Raw genomic sequence first — 15,597 nt, 5'->3', positions numbered from 1 at the left:
CACTCGAACTTCCCTGGGGAACAAATGAATAAGAATGCGCTGCGCGGCTTTGCCGTGTCAGGACTGTTGGTCATGGGCCTCACCGCGTGCGGCGGTGCCGGTACCTCCACGGACGCTGCGTCCGCTCCGGCCAGCGAAACGGCAACACCCACGCCCACACCGGCAAAGCAGCACACCTTGGAGGAACTCACGGCAGTTCTAGGCCAGATCAAGGACAAGCAGGGCGCTAAGTTGAGTGTCATGTCGAGCGCCGATATGTCCGGCACGCTGGAGCAGTCGAAGGCCATGATGTCGCAGATCGACGTCCAGCCCGCTGCCTGCAAAGACATGGCCCTGGGATCTCTCGCGCAGCCGGTCGACGGCGTCAAGGCCGCCTTTGGTGTCAGCCAGGATGTAGCTACCAGCAGTATGAGCACGATTTCCTTGGGGACTGGACTGGGGGAGCGCATCCGGGACAGGGCCCAGGAAAGCATCGATCAACTGTCGGCATGCGGCACGATGACCATGGGCGGTCCTACCGGGGTCAGCACGATCACGGTGACGGATCTGGCCGATAAGAAGCCCGCCAACGCTTTGATGGCGTATCGCATGGACACCAAGCTGCCGAGCGGTGAGACGGGGTCCGCCCTCATGTCACAGGCAATTAAACAAGACGTCCTGATCTCGGTCACCGTCGCGGGCGGTGCTTCCGAGGCGGATGCCTTGGCTAACACCACCGTTCTCCTGGACCAGGCGATAGAGCTCATCAAGTAGCCTATCCGCCGTCAGTTGTGGCTCTTCCCAGGGTGGGGTGAGCCACAACTGCCACCTGTTAAGGGGAGTCCAGACTCCCCGTGAGGTAGCGCTGGATGTTCGGCGCTACGAAGCGGACCACGTCTTCCTGATTCGCTGAGGCCAGGGGTTCGAGCCGGATCACGTAGCGGACCAGCATCAGCCCCACCACTTGTGTGGCTACGAGATTGCCGCGCACGCGTACTTCCTCGGCCGTCCCGGGCAGCCCCGCCATGATTTTGGACAGGATGGTGCGGTGTACCATTTCGCGCATGAGTGCCGTCTTGGCCTTGGAGCCGATGGTTCCCCGGACAAAGCCCACCAGGCCGTGCTGAGCCGGGCTTTCCCACAGCCGCAAGACGGCTCGCACAATCGCTTCGGCCCTCACCGCAGGGTCCAGGGTTTCGACGCCGGCAAGAACCTCGGCCGGGTCAGCGGGCAATTGGACGCTGGCGGCAAAGAGCTCGTCCTTGCCCCCGAAAAAGTGGTGCACCATGGCCGGATCCACGGATGACTCCCGGGCTACCTGTCGCATGCTTGTCCCCTCGAATCCTTGCTCGGCGAACAGTTTCCGTGCGGCTGCGAGGATGGCTTCCCGCGAATGGTCTCCAGCGCTTCGGCGGCCCCTACGCCCCTGCGGGTGGCTCATCGGGTTTGTCGTCGAAGGGTCAATGACGCGAGGACCAGGACTCCCACGACGATCCCGCCCATGATCAGGGCGTCTTGCCACATCGCGGCAGAGGCGTCGGCATTTCCGGCGATCTCCTTCAGTGCATCCACGGAGAAAGTCAGGGGCAATACGCTGGAGATTGCTTCCAGGACCTCATTCATATCGTCCCGTGCCACGAACAAGCCGCACAAAAGAATCTGTGGCACCACTACCACGGGCATGAACTGCACGGCTTGGAACTCGGTGCGGGCAAACGCCGAACACAACAGCCCAAGCGCGACGCCCAGGACGGCATTGATGACGGCGATCATCACCACCAGGCCGGGACTTCCCTTGATGTCGAGGTCAAAGATCCAGTAGGCCACAGCCGTCGCCACCAAGGACTGCAAGGCGGCCATGATGGAAAACGCCAGAGCATAGCCGAACAGCAGGTCTGCTTTGTGAATCGGTGTGGTCAGGAGGCGCTCCAGGGTGCCGGAGGTGCGCTCCCGGAGCATGGTGATGGACGTGACCAGGAACATCACCACAAAGGGAAAAATGGCCAGCATCATCAAGCCGACGCGGTCAAAGGTCCGGGGGAACCCCGGCGGGAGTGTTTCGTTCTCGAACAGGAAATAGACGGCCGTCAGCAGCAGCGCGGGGACCACAAGGATCAGCGCGACGCTCCGGTGATCGTGCCGCAGTTGTCCCAGGACACGGGCGGTAGTGGCAAGCGTCATTCGGAGGTTCATGACGTCACCTGGCTTTCTTCCTGCCCCCGTTTAGCGCCATCGATGCTGGGTTCAACGGTTTTAATGATGGTCAGGAAGGCCCGTTCCAGGTCTTCGCTCCGGCCGCGTTGGGCCAGTTCCGTCGGAGTCAGCTGCGCCAGCAGGAGCCCGTCGCGAAGCAGGAGCAGCGATGAACAATGGGATGCTTCCTCCATGACGTGGCTGGATACCAGCAGGGTTGTTCCGGTGGCAGCCATGGCGGCGAAACGCTCCCACAATTCGGCTCGGAGTACGGGATCCAGCCCCACTGTGGGTTCGTCCAGGACCAGGAGCTGCGGATGCGCCACCAGCGCGCACGCAAGGGACACGCGGCTGAACTGTCCGCCGGACAGGTCTGCGGCTTTCTGCCTCGCTAGAGATTCAAGCCCGACGGCGGCAATCGCCTCGGCGAGGTCGGCCGCCGTCGCGCCGTGCATTGCGCCGAAGTAGCGAACGTTCGCTTCGACGCTGAGGTCCGCGTAGACGCTGGCACCTTGGGTGACGTATCCGACGTCGTGCCTCAGTGGCGCGCTGCCCGCCGGCCGACCGAGGACGGTGACAGTTCCCCGGGTGATGCGCTGGACACCGACGATTGCCCGCATGAGCGTGGTCTTGCCGCTGCCGGAGGGGCCCAGGAGTCCTGTGATCCGGCCGGCATCAACCGTGAAGTTCAAGCCTCGGAGGATTTTCGTGCGTGAACGGGACACATGGAGTCCCGTCGCCTCAATGGCCGCTGGAAGGGGTGACATCAGGCCTCCACTTGGCTCCCTGTAATTCACCAACTGATGAATTAAAGTTAGATCTGCCTGACATGGTGGTCAAGGGCCTTACCGCCTCGGCGGAGGTCATCCTTGAAAATGTGTCTGCGATCACATAGGTTCTTCCCAAGCCGTGTCGTTGGGGCGCGGGTGGTACAGGGGGAATCATGACCAAGACCTTGAAGGGCGCCATTGGCGGCTATACCATCCGTGATTTCGGCAATGAACAATGCTTCCCAGTCGCAGGCGATGCCGTTCCGCTGGAGGGAACGGCAATCTAGTCCCCGGACAGAGTCTGCGGCCGTCCGGCCGCTGAGCCACGCCATCGCAGGATGACCAGCCGGTTGCGGCCAGGGGCTTCCAAACGCGACGGCGTGGCTCTTCTGTTTTCAAGCTGTCCGGACGCCATGCGGGCCCGTTCAAGCGGCCGCGCAGTCAGCCGGTAGATTAGTAGACAGTTGTTTTTGCCACATCTGCCATAGAAACGGATACGTACCCGTGGTCCTTCGCCTTTCCCAGCTGTTCCTGCGCACCCTGCGTGAAGATCCCGTCGACGCCGAGGTTGACAGCCACAAGCTCCTGGTCCGCGCCGGCTACATCCGCCGCGCCGCACCCGGTATTTACACATGGCTGCCGCTGGGGCTGAGCGTCCTGCGCAAGGTGGAGGACATCATCCGCCAGGAAATGTCCGCCATTGGAGCCCAGGAAGTCCACTTCCCGGCCCTGCTTCCCCGCGAACCTTATGAGGCCACCAACCGCTGGACCGAATACGGCGAAGGCCTGTTCCGTCTCCAGGACCGCAAGGGCGCGGACTACCTTCTGGCACCCACGCACGAGGAAATGTTCACGCTCTTGGTCAAGGACCTGTACTCCTCGTACAAGGACCTCCCGCTGAGCCTCTACCAGATCCAGAACAAGTACCGTGACGAAGCCCGTCCGCGGGCAGGGCTCCTCCGTGGCCGCGAATTCATCATGAAGGACTCGTACTCCTTCGACATCGATGACGCCGGCTTGGACGCAAGTTACGCCGCCCACCGTGCTGCCTACCTGAAGATCTTTGAGCGGCTCGGCCTGGAAGTTATTCCTGTAGCCGCCACCGCTGGTGCCATGGGTGGATCCAAGAGCGAGGAATTCCTGTTCCCCACCGAGATCGGCGAGGACACGTTCGTGCGCTCGGCCGGTGGCTACTACGCCAACGTCGAGGCCGTCACCACCGTGGTTCCGGACGAGATCGACTTCAGCAACGCTCCGGCCGCCGAGGTCCTGGACACACCGAACACCCCCACCATCGACACTTTGGTGGACGCCGCCAACCAGTTGGCTCCCCGCAGCGAGTCCGACGGCGGCGCCTGGACTGCCGCTGACACGCTCAAGAATGTTGTCCTCGCCGTCACGCTGCCCACGGGTGAGCGCCAGATCGTGGTGATCGGCGTTCCCGGCGACCGCGGAGTAGACCTCAAGCGCGTGGAAGCCAACATTGGCTCCCACCTGCCCATCGCCGGTGAAATCGGCCTCGAGGCTGCCAACGAAGAGGACCTCAAGAAGCTGCCCTGGCTGGTCAAGGGTTACATCGGACCCGGCCTGTCCCTCGACGAGCCTGTCCTTGGACTTGAAGGATCCTCCAAGGTTCTTTTCCTTGTGGATCCCCGCGTCGTCTCCGGCACCACGTGGGTTACCGGTGCCAACGCTGAGGGCAAGCACGTCTTCGGGCTGGTCGCTGGCCGCGACTTCGTGTGGGACGGCGTCATCGAGAGCACCGAAGTGCGTGCAGGCGACCCCGCCCCGGACGGCTCGGGACCGCTGGAAACAGCGCGTGGCATCGAGATGGGCCACATCTTCCAGCTCGGCCGCAAGTACGCTGAGGCCTTGGACCTGAAGGTCCTGGACCAGAACGGCAAGCAGCAGGTTGTCACCATGGGCTCGTACGGCGTTGGCGTGACGCGTGCCGTCGCGGCCCTGGCTGAAGCGAACAATGACGACCGCGGCCTCGTGTGGCCGCGCTCCGTAGCTCCGGCCGATGTCCACGTGGTGGCGGTGGGCCGCGGCGATGAGATCTTCGAAGCAGCAGAAAAGCTTTCCCTTGAACTCGAAGCCGCCGGCCTGGACGTCATCTTCGATGACCGTCCCAAGGTTTCACCCGGCGTGAAGTTCGGCGACGCCGAACTGGTGGGTGTGCCCACCATCCTGGCCGTCGGCCGGGGTCTTGTGGACGGTGTAGTGGAAATCAAGGATCGCCGCAGCGGTGAAGCCGAGAACATCTCGGTGGACAAGGCCGTGGACTACGTGGTCAACGCCGTACGAACCCGGTGATTTCCGGCTTCGAGTCGATCCAGCTCACCACACTCATCCTGATTGTGGTGGCTGGATTCGCAGCCGGCTGGGTGGATGCCGTAGTGGGGGGCGGGGGACTGATCCAGCTCCCCGCCCTGCTGCTGGTTCCGGGCATCACGCCTGTACAGGCCCTGGCTACCAACAAGATGGGGTCCGTTTTCGGGACCACCACCAGCGCTGTCACGTACTACCGCCGCGTGGGACCCGATCTCAAGACGGCTGTTCCCATGGCGGTCATCGCGTTGGCCGGGAGTTTTGGCGGGGCCATCCTGGCTGCCTCCCTGCCGGCCAGCGTTTTCAAGCCCATCATCGTGCTGGCGCTCATCGCTGTGGCCATCTTCACAGCCCTTCGTCCCGGCGCCGGTGAACTGACCGCCCTCCGCCATGACGGCCATAAGCACTACGTGGTGGCGTGCCTGATCGGTGCCGTGATCGGCTTTTACGACGGCTTGATCGGCCCGGGTACGGGCTCGTTCCTGGTCATTGCCCTTGTTTCGGCCATGGGTTATGCCTTCCTGGAAGCCAGCGCCAAAGCGAAGATCGTCAACATGGCCACGAATGCCGGCGCGTTGATTTTCTTCCTCCCTCACGGTTCCCTGCTGTGGGGCGTAGGCCTCATCCTTGGCTTGGCCAATATGGCAGGAGGCTACCTCGGTGCCAGGACCGCTGTGGCCAGGGGAAGCAAGTTTGTGCGCCTTGTCTTCCTGATGGTGGTTGCGGCGTTGATCATCAAACTGGGCATGGATGTCTGGAACGAGAACTTCGCAGCGTAGGGCTGCCGCAGTTGGTTTTAGATAAAGCTGCCGCTGGCATTGGCCATGGTCCTCAAACCACGGACGACGGCGTGGGGCACCACCGCGCTCGACGCCGGGTTGCCGGGGGAAGCCTCGTTCGTCACCCGGATGTCGAACCTGCCGAGGCTTGTCTCCGCCACCACTTCAAAGCCACCGTCAGGACCATGAGCTACTGAACCGCTTCGCCGGGCTCGGGGAGTTCGTGCGGCCGCGGCAGGGCATCGAGGGTGCTGCCGGCCAACGTGCTGGCTACCCACAGGGAACGGGCAAGGTCACCACCGTGTCCGGGTTTTGCGGCGTACCACAAAGCGTTCTGCACCTCACGGGCGACGCTCCATTGCCGCGCGACCTCAGGATCCAGTCCTGCGGCGAGGCTGAAGTCATGGCACCGCTCGCGCAAGGCCGCTTCCGGGTCCGTCCGCGAGAGGTCGTGGATGCGGTTCCACAGGATGGGTGCTACGGCGAACTCGGCCTCGCCAATCTGTGGTTGCGGATCAATGGCCAGGTAGTCCCCGCGGAGGGACAGCCGTCCGGCGGCGGTGGTAGCGAGAATGTTCATGAAGTGGAGGTCCGTGTGCACCAGGACATCGGTGCCGGAACGGCGTCCCACCACTCCACGCGTCTGGCAGACCTCCAAAGCTGCCTCCAGAAGCCACCTCGGGAAGGGCCGGTCCAAACGTTCCCATTCTGCAGGGAGTTCATCGCTCCACCGTTCGGCGGTGGCAGCAATATGGTCGAAAGCCCGCCACTCCGGGCGGTCGTCGGGCTGGATTGAGAGTTCGCGCATGATGGCGCCCCACACGTCCCTGGCCTCGTCCAGCGGAGCGTCCTGCAGCCACCGGGAAGCATCCAGGCGTTCGAGCACCATGGAGCACCTTGCGTCGTCTGAGGCGAGAAGACGGACCGCGCCCCGGCCGTCCCAAAGGGCCAGGGCGTGGCCCTCCACCAGCGCTTCGTCGTGGGGAAAAGCGATCTTCAGGGCCGCGGGAACGCCGTTCTGAAGAACAGGCACCACCAAGGCTCCATGGCCATTCCAAGGCTCGGCGCCTGGCGCAAGGTCCACCGTGAGCTGCCAGCGGTCCAGCGCCTCAGAGATGAGCCCCGGGAGGCTGGCCAGCCAGTCCCTGCCCGCGGAGTCGCGGTTGTACCGGGCGTGGAGGTCGCCCGGAATGGGAATCATCGCGTGAAGGGTCACGCCAACAGCCTAACTCCGCGTCACCGCGTGCCCCTTAGAAAACGCCGCTTGCGCCCAATAGGGTTCCGATCGAGAAGGTTGCGGCCAGCGCCAGTGCCCCGCCCAAGACCACCCGGGCTGCCGCGCGGAAGCGGGAGGCGCCGCCGATCCATGCGCCTACCGCACCGGTGATCGCCAGGGCCAGCAGGACTGCGACGAACGTCAGCGGCACCCGCATCTCCGGCGGAGGCAGCAGGATGGCCAGCATGGGCAGCGCCGCCCCCAAGGTGAAGGCGACAGCGGAAGCCAGGGCTGCGTTCCAAGGGCTGACGATGTCGTCTTCATGGATATTCAGCTCGGCCGAGAGGTGGGCGGCCAAGGCATCGTGTTCGGTCAGCTCCTGTGCAACGGTCCGGGCGGTCTCGGCGCTGAGCCCTTTCGACTCGTAGATCGCGGCCAACTCGTTGAGTTCATCTTCCGGTTGCTCCGCCAGCTCACGTTTTTCTTTTTCGATCAGCGCTTTTTGGGTGTCGCTTTGGCTGCTGACGGACACGTACTCACCCAAAGCCATGGAGATAGCGCCACCCACCAAGCCAGCGGTTCCTGCAGCGAGGATACTGCCCGTGCTCGTGGTAGCGCCCGCCACGCCCACCACGATCGCCGCGACGGACACGATGCCGTCGTTGGCACCCAGGACTCCGGCCCGCAACCAGTTCAACCGGTGGGCAAGATCGTCGCGGTGGGGTTCGTTCTCATGCATGGTGGCAGTTTCTGTGGAAGCCATGCATCAAGCCAAGCACTGGCAGGCGGCCCTGACCAGCATGGCTAGGCTCGCCTATCCGCCGGTGGAAGCGGGTGCGGTGGTGGGCGTCGGCAGCGAAGGCAACTCGCCGGCGTCGAGCATGAGTCCCGGCAACGCAGGCAGGGGCGCGCCCCAGGCTGCGCTCCTGCGGGCAGCAGTCAGAAGACCGTCAACTGCCCAGCTCCGAGTCTCATCCGTGGACAAAGCAACCAGGTCACCGAATCGAGGCAGGGATGCAAGTTCCACGGAGCCCAGGAAAGCGGCCGGGTCCTTGGCGAACTGTTCCGGCAGCCGGTAACCGGCCTCGCTGGCGGGCGAGTCCGCGCAGTTGGCGCTGGTCAGTGATTCTGCCTGCTGGAGCAATGCCTCGTGCACTGGCAAGTACTTGGCAGCAGCCGCCGAGTTCGGCTCGTCCAGGCGCTTCAGAGCCACCTGGTACACGTAGATCGCTTCTTGTTGCGAGCGAACCACCGCTGCCAGGGCGGTGTCGGTGGTGGCGGACGTCGACTCCGGGGTGGGGCTGACCGACGGGCAGGAGGCGGCCAAAGGCGTTGCCGCCAGAGCCTTGGCGTCCGCCGCCGCTGTCTGCTGTGGCTGTGGCAGCTGCCACTCCGCGGCCAATCGTTCGGCCTCAAGCAGCTGAGCGGATCCGACGGCGGCAAGCATGCGGGCGATCCCGCCGTCGGCCTTTCGGGCATCGTCCAGTCGCTCCTGCCCACTGCCGGCCAAGCCGGTCAGGAAGGAGGCGCGGCTGGTTTCCGTCGCTGCTGCCCCGGTCTTGGCAGCCGTGGCCCGGCCGGACGATCTTGGGCTGGGCGTTGCATCATTGGGGCCAAGCAACGCCTGTGCATGGGTTGTCAGCAAAGTCACAGCGTTACCGAGTGTCGATTTTTCGGCATCAGGAGCGGCAGCCTCTGCCTGCATGGCGGCTGATTCGCGCAGCTGCAGCGTGTCTTCCAACGCCGAGGCGCGGGCTGTTTCGGAGAACGGGACTATCGGGGGAGTGCCGGAATCCCGCGGAATAAGCACCATTCCGGTGCCCGCAACAAGCAGTGCCACCACGGCAACCAGCAAAACCCGGCCCCAGGGTGGTGTTCGTCGTTTTTCGCTTGTCCGCCCGTTCACAACAGACCATGGTGTCACGTGGAGGGGGAAGTCCGTGCACCATGTTCCCGGGAAAATCGTTAGGCTAGTAGTCACAACAACATCTATCGGGAGGCGGCGGGCAACGTGAGTGACTCGGAAGCCACGACTTCAACAGACCGTTCTGAATCGAACTCAACGGCCACCATCCACAACCCGGAAGAGAGCAGGCTTAAGGCACTGCTTGAACCGGCTGTCCTTGCCAGCAGGCTCTACCTCGAGGATGTTTCCATCCACGTTGCCGGTTCTCACCGCACGGTCCACGTCGTCGTGGACCTTCCGCAGGAAGAGACCGGGGGCGTCAGCCTTGACGCTATCGCGGACGTCTCACGTGGGCTGTCCGATATTCTGGACAACGATCCCCATGACGACGGCCGTCCGTACGACCTTGAGGTTTCTTCCCCGGGAGTAGGCCGCCCACTGACCGAACCGCGTCACTGGCACCGCGCCCGCGGCCGCATGGTCAGGGTCAACGTCATTCAAGGGGATAACCTCCTGGGCCGTATTGCCTCGGTGGGGGATGATGCCGTGACGCTCATCCCCGAGCACGAGGTCAAGAAGGGCATGAAGCCCAAGCAGGGCGAACCCATCACTATTCCTTTCGACAGGATCCGCCAAGGAAAAGTCGAGATTGAATTCAGCCACCTCCACGAGGCTGCGCTGGAAGACGAGCACAACGGACCTTCCGAGGAGGCCTAATGGATATTGACATGAGCGCACTGAGACTCCTGGAGCGTGAGCGTGAAATCCCGCTGGATCTCCTGATTCCCACCATCGAGCAAGCGCTGCTGGTGGCGTATCACAAGACGCCCGGGGCCTTCGAGAAGGCCCGCGCGGAACTGGATCGCAAGAGCGGCCACGTGACCATCTGGGCCACGGAAATCGACGACGACGGTGAGCCCATCGGCGAGTTCGAGGACACCCCGGCAGGTTTTGGCCGCATCGCTGCCAGTACGGCCCGCCAGATCATTCTGCAGCGCCTTCGCGACGTTGAAGACGACAACGTGCTGGGCGAATTCAAGGGCCGTGAGGGCGAGCTTGTGGCCGGCATGATCCAGCAGGGCAACAACCCGCACATGATTCAGGTCAACCTTGGGGCTGTGGAGGCATTGCTGCCGCCGCCCGAGCAGGTTCCGGGCGAGAAGTACCTCCACGGAAGCCGCTTGCGTGCCTTCGTGGTGGACGTACACCGCGGTGCCAAGGGCCCGTCCATCACGTTGTCCCGTTCGCACCCCGGCCTGGTCCGCAAGTTGTTCGAAATGGAAGTTCCGGAAATCGCGGACCACTCGGTAGAGATCGTGGCGCTGGCGCGCGAAGCGGGTCACCGCACCAAGATCGCCGTCAAGGCAAACACTCCCGGCGTCAATGCCAAGGGTGCCTGCATCGGTGAAATGGGTTCGCGTGTCCGGGCGGTCATGACCGAACTCAACGATGAAAAGATCGACATCGTCGATTTCAGCGATGACCCCGCGACCTTCATCGCCAACTCGCTGTCGCCGTCGCGAGTGAATTCCGTCACTATCACCGACGAATCCACCCGCTCGGCCCGCGTGGTTGTGCCGGACTACCAGCTTTCGTTGGCCATCGGCAAAGAAGGCCAGAATGCGCGGCTCGCAGCCAAGCTGACCGGCTGGCGCATTGATATCGTCTCGGACGCCGCCCCCGCCAAGACTGACTAGCGCTTCAGCCGGCGGCCTGTGCCGCCGGTTCCGCGCCGCACTGGCGCGTACCTGGTTTCGGGAGACCGGGGCCGGGGGGCTAGACTAGATGGAACCGGGCTTACGTCCGGTATCCGCGCGCTTTGGCGTGCCTCAGCTGCATCCGCAGGACCGGGGCCCGTCGGGTGCCAGTAGCGTAAGGCAGGTTGGACACGTCGTGGCTGAACTGCTTGAACACGGCCATGGGCCTGTTCGCACCTGCATCGGATGCCGGAAGCAAGGCTCCCGGTCCGAGCTTGTCCGGTTGGTCGCCCAAGGCAGCGGTTCGTCCGCTGTCCTGGTGGATGAACGACGCCGGATGGCCGGCAGGGGTGCGTGGCTGCACCCCAGCGAAAAGTGCTTGGCATTGGCGATCAAGCGGCGAGCTTTTGGAAGGGCCCTTGCGGGTGCTTCCGATACAGGCGCCGTGGAACGATACTTGATGCCCGGCACGCCACTTGTGGAGGCCCAGGCCGCCGCAGGAAAACCGTCCAAACCTGAAAGCGGGTCAGAAAACTGATGGAAACCCGATGAGTTCCCAGCGATGAGTGCGTAACGATGACAACTTTGTTGCGCTCTGCAATGGGCCTTTCAATCGCGCAAGCGGCGAAGGCCCGCAGTAAGAAGTAGACGGTTCGTGCCTGGCTCGGTGCGGACCGAGACAGGAGAAATGTGGCCAAGGTCCGCGTACATGAGCTCGCCAAAGAGCTCGGTATTACTTCCAAAGATGCAGTAACCAAACTGCAGGAATTGGGCGAATTCGTTCGCTCCGCCTCTTCAACCATTGAGGCCCCCGTCGTGAAGAAGCTTCGCGACGCCTACCCGGGTGCCGGCGCTGCCAAGGCTGCCGCTCCCGCTGCAGCCCCCAAAGCTCCCGCAGCATCCCGTCCGGCTGCTCCGGCACCGGGACCTGCAGCGCCGAAGGCCCCGGCCCCGGCACCTGCAGCCCCCGCTCCGGCAGCTCCGGCCGCCGCTGCTCCGGCCGCCGCTGCTCCGGCAGCACCCGCCCCGGCAGCCCCCGCGGCTCCTGCCGCGTCCACCCCGGTTTCGGCCAAGCCCGGCGCCCGTCCTGCTCCCAAGGCAGAGACCCCGGCTCCGGCACGTCAAGGTGGTCAGGCTCCCCGTCCCGGCGGTCCGCGTCCGGGCAACAACCCGTTTGCCACGTCCCAGGGCATGCCCCGTGGACGTGGTGGCGACGGAGACCGTCCGCCGCGTCCGGGTAACAACCCGTTTGCACCGTCCCAGGGCATGCCCCGAGGCGAACGCCGCAACGACGGCGAACGCCCCGGCGGTCCCCGCCCTGCAGCTGGCGCAGGCGGCCCCCGTCCCGCAGCCGGTACCGGTGGTCCCCGTCCGGGCGCACCGCGTCCCGGTGCACCCCGTCCGGGCGCACCGCGTCCCGCCGGTGGTCCCGGTGCCGGAAACCGTCCTACTCCGGGCATGATGCCCAACCGCACTGAGCGTCCGGCTCCCGGTGGCGCAGGCCGTCCGGGTGGCGCAGGCCGTCCCGGTGGCGGACCCGGTCGTCCCGGTGGCGCACCTGGTGCAGGTACCGGTGGCGGAGCTCCCGCCGGCGGTGGCTTCGGTAAGGGTGGCCGCGGTCGCGGTGGCACCCAGGGTGCCTTCGGCAAGGGCGGCGCCGGTCGTGGCAAGCAGCGCAAGTCGAAGCGTGCAAAGCGCCAGGAACTGGAGCAGATGAGTGCTCCGTCGCTGGGCGGCGTATCGGTACCCCGCGGTGACGGTGAGACCATCATCCGCCTGCGTCGTGGCTCGTCCATCACGGACTTTGCCGAGAAGATCGATGCGAACCCCGCATCGCTGGTGACCGTACTGTTCCACCTCGGTGAAATGGCTACGGCAACGCAGTCCCTCGACGAAGACACCTTCGGCCTGCTTGGCGCCGAACTCGGCTACAAGCTCCAGGTTGTTTCGCCGGAGGATGAAGAGCGCGAGCTCCTCGACCAGTTCGACATCAACATCCAGGACGAACTTGACGCCGAAGGCGACGACGTTCTCGAGGCCCGAGCACCGGTTGTCACGGTCATGGGTCACGTTGACCACGGTAAGACCCGTCTGCTGGACGCGATCCGCAACTCGAACGTTGTGGCCGGCGAGCATGGTGGTATCACCCAGCACATCGGTGCCTACCAGATCAGCCACGTCCACGAGGGCAAGGCCCGCGACATCACCTTCATTGACACCCCCGGTCACGAGGCCTTCACGGCCATGCGTGCACGTGGTGCCAAGGTCACAGATATCGCGATCCTGGTTGTTGCAGCCGACGACGGCGTTATGCCGCAGACGGTGGAAGCACTCAACCACGCCCAGGCAGCCAATGTGCCGATCGTCGTCGCAGTGAACAAGATCGACAAGGAAGGCGCCAACCCTGACAAGGTCAAGGGACAGCTGACCGAGTACGGACTGGTTCCCGAAGAGTACGGTGGCGACACCATGTTCGTTGAGGTCTCTGCACGTCAGAACCTCAACATCGACGAACTGATCGACGCCGTTCTGCTGACGGCCGATGCCGCACTGGATCTGCGCGCCAACCCGGACAAGGACGCTCGAGGCATTGCCATCGAAGCGAACCTGGACAAGGGCCGCGGTGCTGTTGCTACCGTCCTGGTCCAGTCCGGAACCTTGGCAGTGGGCGACACGATCGTGGCCGGTACGGCTCACGGCCGCGTCCGCGCCATGTTCGACGAAAACGGCGAGGCACTCGATGTCGCACTGCCGTCCCGCCCGGTTCAGGTCCTCGGCCTGTCCAACGTGCCGCGTGCAGGTGACACCTTCCTGGTGACACCTGACGAGCGTACGGCCCGCCAGATCGCTGAGAAGCGTGAAGCTGCCGACCGCAACGCTGCACTTGCCAAGCGTCGCAAGCGCATCAGCCTGGAAGACTTCGACCAGGCCGTTGCCGAAGGCAAGATCGACACCCTCAACCTCATCCTCAAGGGTGACGTGTCCGGTGCCGTGGAAGCCCTCGAAGACGCGCTGCTCAAGATCGACGTCGGAGACGACGACGTTCAGCTTCGTGTCATCCACCGCGGTGTGGGTGCCATCACGCAGAACGACGTCAACCTCGCCACGGTGGACAACGCCATCATCATCGGCTTCAACGTCAAGCCGGCCGAGCGTGTTGCCGAACTGGCCGACCGTGAAGGCGTGGACATGCGCTTCTACTCGGTCATCTACGCAGCAATCGATGACATCGAGATGGCTCTCAAGGGCATGCTCAAGCCGGAATACGAAGAAGTCCAGCTCGGTACCGCCGAGGTTCGCGAAGTCTTCCGTTCTTCCAAGTTCGGAAACATCGCCGGCTCGATCGTCCGCACGGGCATCATCCGCCGTAACTCCAAGGCACGTGTCAGCCGCGACGGCAAGGTCATCGGTGACAACCTCACCGTTGAGACGCTCAAGCGCTTCAAGGATGACGCCACCGAAGTCCGCACGGACTTCGAGTGTGGTATCGGTCTTGGCTCCTTCAATGACATCAATGAAGGCGACATCATCGAGACCTTCGAAATGCGCGAAAAGCCGCGCAGCTAGGTTCCGTTTGGAACGGGTCCGTCGGGTAGCCCCGGCGGACCCGTTCCGTCCCCTTTTCTACTTTCCAGGAGGAAGTCATGGCTGATCCCGCACGCGCCGCCAAGTTGGCACAGCGGATAAAGGTGGTTGTTGCCGAAGCGCTCGGACGTCGCGTCAAGGATCCGCGCGTGGAGTCCATCACGGTCACGGACGCCCGCGTCACCAACGACCTTCAGCACGCCACCATCTACTACACCGTCTTTGGTGACGACGTAGCACAGGCCGATGCCGCCAGGGCACTGGAGAAGGCAAAGGGTGTGCTGCGGCAGGAAGTCGGCCGCAACATCACTGTTCGTCTCACTCCGACCCTCGAGTTTGTGGCTGACCAGATTCCGGTCAATGCATCCAACCTTGAAGAGCTCCTGCGTGAAGCCAAGCGCCGCGACGCAGAGGTAGCCGCTTTGGCTGCCAGCGCCAAGCACGCAGGCGAGGCAGACCCCTACAAGGGCGATTCCCCGGAGGACATCGAAGAGGACGACTTCGACGAAGAGGACACCGACCTCTCCGGCGATAACGATCTGGACGAAGACGCCAACCGGTAGACCACTCTTTGAGTTTTTCTACAGCTGATGCCCATAAGAAGCCTTCTTAGGGGCATCAGCTGTATTAAAACTCGCTATGATCTGGAGCATGTCGGCGCACAGTGCTCAGCAACGCGATGAATACCTGAACCTTGCCATCCAGCTGGCCGTGCACAACGTTTCCGACGGCGGCGGCCCTTTCGGCGCCGTTGTGGTCACCGCGGACGGAACTGTCCATGAGGGAGTCAACCGGGTTACTCGGGACCACGACCCCACAGCACATGCGGAAGTGGTGGCGATTCGTCGTGCCGCAGCCGCAAGCAAAAGGTTCGACCTCACGGGTTCCGTCCTTTATGCAAGCTGCGAGCCGTGCCCGCTGTGCCTATCCGCCACGCTCTGGGCCAGGATCGGGCACGTCTACTTCGCTGCAGACCGACACGGTGCGGCCAAGGCAGGCTTCGACGACGCTGTGTTCTACGAGTACTTTGCCGGCACCCGACCGGAGTTGCTGCCCGTGGAGCATGCCGAGCTGGCCGCTTCCAATGAACCCTTCGACGCCTGGCGGAACCACGCGCGCCGCACGGCCTACTGAAGATCCG

17 protein-coding genes are annotated in these 15,597 nt (G+C 63.8%); 9 read left to right on the top strand and 8 right to left on the bottom strand.

Going from position 1 to position 15,597, the window contains the following annotated elements:
- Positions 1–24: 24 nt before the first annotated feature.
- Positions 25–753 (top strand): hypothetical protein, encoded by a 729-nt coding sequence (locus tag J3A64_RS10650; RefSeq protein ID WP_014921263.1) that lies wholly within the window; start codon positions 25–27, stop codon positions 751–753.
- A gap of 58 nt (positions 754–811) precedes the next feature.
- On the opposite strand, the gene J3A64_RS10645 is transcribed toward J3A64_RS10650, so the two are convergent.
- The 3 genes from J3A64_RS10645 to J3A64_RS10635 are packed head-to-tail and all read right to left on the bottom strand — an operon-like array spanning position 812 to position 2,939.
- The gene (locus tag J3A64_RS10645) at positions 812–1,420 is read right to left on the bottom strand and encodes a TetR/AcrR family transcriptional regulator (RefSeq protein WP_014921264.1); all 609 of its coding nucleotides are present in this window, start codon (positions 1,418–1,420) and stop codon (positions 812–814) included.
- The gene (locus tag J3A64_RS10640; RefSeq protein WP_011774262.1) at positions 1,417–2,160 is read right to left on the bottom strand and encodes an ABC transporter permease; all 744 of its coding nucleotides are present in this window, start codon (positions 2,158–2,160) and stop codon (positions 1,417–1,419) included. The genes J3A64_RS10645 and J3A64_RS10640 overlap by 4 nt, the downstream gene beginning before the upstream one ends.
- 8 nt (positions 2,161–2,168) lie before the next feature.
- Positions 2,169–2,939, bottom strand: a complete 771-nt coding sequence (locus tag J3A64_RS10635; RefSeq protein WP_210064271.1) for an ABC transporter ATP-binding protein — start codon at positions 2,937–2,939, stop codon at positions 2,169–2,171.
- Positions 2,940–3,446: 507 nt separating this feature from the next.
- On the opposite strand from J3A64_RS10635, the gene J3A64_RS10630 reads away from it, so the two are divergent.
- On the top strand, positions 3,447–5,258 hold the full coding sequence (locus J3A64_RS10630; protein ID WP_011774265.1) for a proline--tRNA ligase: 1,812 nt from the start codon (positions 3,447–3,449) through the stop codon (positions 5,256–5,258).
- The gene (locus tag J3A64_RS10625) at positions 5,255–6,052 is read left to right on the top strand and encodes a TSUP family transporter (RefSeq protein ID WP_210064270.1); all 798 of its coding nucleotides are present in this window, start codon (positions 5,255–5,257) and stop codon (positions 6,050–6,052) included. Before J3A64_RS10630 ends, J3A64_RS10625 begins: the two co-directional genes overlap by 4 nt.
- 17 nt (positions 6,053–6,069) lie before the next feature.
- Here the strand turns inward: J3A64_RS10625 and J3A64_RS10620 are convergent, their stop codons facing one another.
- Genes J3A64_RS10620 through J3A64_RS10605 form a run of 4 tightly spaced genes read right to left on the bottom strand, consistent with a single transcriptional unit; the run spans position 6,070 to position 9,249 of the window.
- Positions 6,070–6,213 (bottom strand): hypothetical protein, encoded by a 144-nt coding sequence (locus J3A64_RS10620; protein WP_210064269.1) that lies wholly within the window; start codon positions 6,211–6,213, stop codon positions 6,070–6,072.
- 29 nt (positions 6,214–6,242) lie between these two features.
- Positions 6,243–7,268: an aminoglycoside phosphotransferase family protein gene (locus J3A64_RS10615; RefSeq protein WP_307807186.1), complete on the bottom strand. Its 1,026-nt coding sequence runs from the start codon at positions 7,266–7,268 to the stop codon at positions 6,243–6,245.
- A gap of 34 nt (positions 7,269–7,302) precedes the next feature.
- Positions 7,303–8,031: a VIT family protein gene (locus J3A64_RS10610; RefSeq protein WP_210064268.1), complete on the bottom strand. Its 729-nt coding sequence runs from the start codon at positions 8,029–8,031 to the stop codon at positions 7,303–7,305.
- A 51-nt stretch (positions 8,032–8,082) separates the two neighbouring features.
- Positions 8,083–9,249 (bottom strand): ferritin-like domain-containing protein, encoded by a 1,167-nt coding sequence (locus tag J3A64_RS10605; RefSeq protein ID WP_210064267.1) that lies wholly within the window; start codon positions 9,247–9,249, stop codon positions 8,083–8,085.
- A gap of 30 nt (positions 9,250–9,279) precedes the next feature.
- On the opposite strand from J3A64_RS10605, the gene rimP reads away from it, so the two are divergent.
- Both rimP and nusA read left to right on the top strand, forming a co-directional pair.
- Positions 9,280–9,891 (top strand): ribosome maturation factor RimP, encoded by a 612-nt coding sequence (gene rimP, locus J3A64_RS10600; RefSeq protein WP_017198039.1) that lies wholly within the window; start codon positions 9,280–9,282, stop codon positions 9,889–9,891.
- Positions 9,891–10,871 (top strand): transcription termination factor NusA, encoded by a 981-nt coding sequence (gene nusA / locus J3A64_RS10595; protein WP_011774271.1) that lies wholly within the window; start codon positions 9,891–9,893, stop codon positions 10,869–10,871. The genes rimP and nusA overlap by 1 nt, the downstream gene beginning before the upstream one ends.
- 100 nt (positions 10,872–10,971) lie before the next feature.
- On the opposite strand, the gene J3A64_RS23960 is transcribed toward nusA, so the two are convergent.
- On the bottom strand, positions 10,972–11,235 hold the full coding sequence (locus J3A64_RS23960; protein WP_286140395.1) for a hypothetical protein: 264 nt from the start codon (positions 11,233–11,235) through the stop codon (positions 10,972–10,974).
- Between J3A64_RS23960 and J3A64_RS23955 the strand changes: the two genes are divergently transcribed.
- The 4 genes from J3A64_RS23955 to J3A64_RS10575 all read left to right on the top strand — a co-directional run bounded on the left by J3A64_RS23955 (position 11,155) and on the right by J3A64_RS10575 (position 15,590).
- Positions 11,155–11,409: a YlxR family protein gene (locus J3A64_RS23955; protein WP_238324636.1), complete on the top strand. Its 255-nt coding sequence runs from the start codon at positions 11,155–11,157 to the stop codon at positions 11,407–11,409. The two genes, J3A64_RS23960 and J3A64_RS23955, sit on opposite strands and share 81 nt — an antisense overlap.
- Before the next feature lie 152 nt (positions 11,410–11,561).
- Positions 11,562–14,438 carry a translation initiation factor IF-2 gene (infB, locus tag J3A64_RS10585; RefSeq protein ID WP_011774273.1) on the top strand — a complete coding sequence of 959 codons (2,877 nt, stop codon included), beginning with the start codon at positions 11,562–11,564 and terminating at the stop codon, positions 14,436–14,438.
- Positions 14,439–14,515: 77 nt separating this feature from the next.
- Positions 14,516–15,019, top strand: coding sequence for a 30S ribosome-binding factor RbfA (gene rbfA, locus J3A64_RS10580; RefSeq protein WP_210064266.1), 504 nt, complete (start codon positions 14,516–14,518; stop codon positions 15,017–15,019).
- Between the two features lie 88 nt (positions 15,020–15,107).
- Complete coding sequence (locus tag J3A64_RS10575; RefSeq protein ID WP_011774275.1) at positions 15,108–15,590, top strand: nucleoside deaminase; 483 nt, start codon at positions 15,108–15,110, stop codon at positions 15,588–15,590.
- Positions 15,591–15,597 lie beyond the last annotated feature (7 nt).

It is taken from the genome of Pseudarthrobacter sp. PvP004, assembly GCF_017876035.1.
GTDB classification, from domain to species: Bacteria; Actinomycetota; Actinomycetes; order Actinomycetales; family Micrococcaceae; genus Arthrobacter; species Arthrobacter aurescens_A.
The sequence above is the reverse complement of the archived record's forward strand: the minus strand, read 5'-3'. Positions and strand labels throughout refer to the sequence as shown.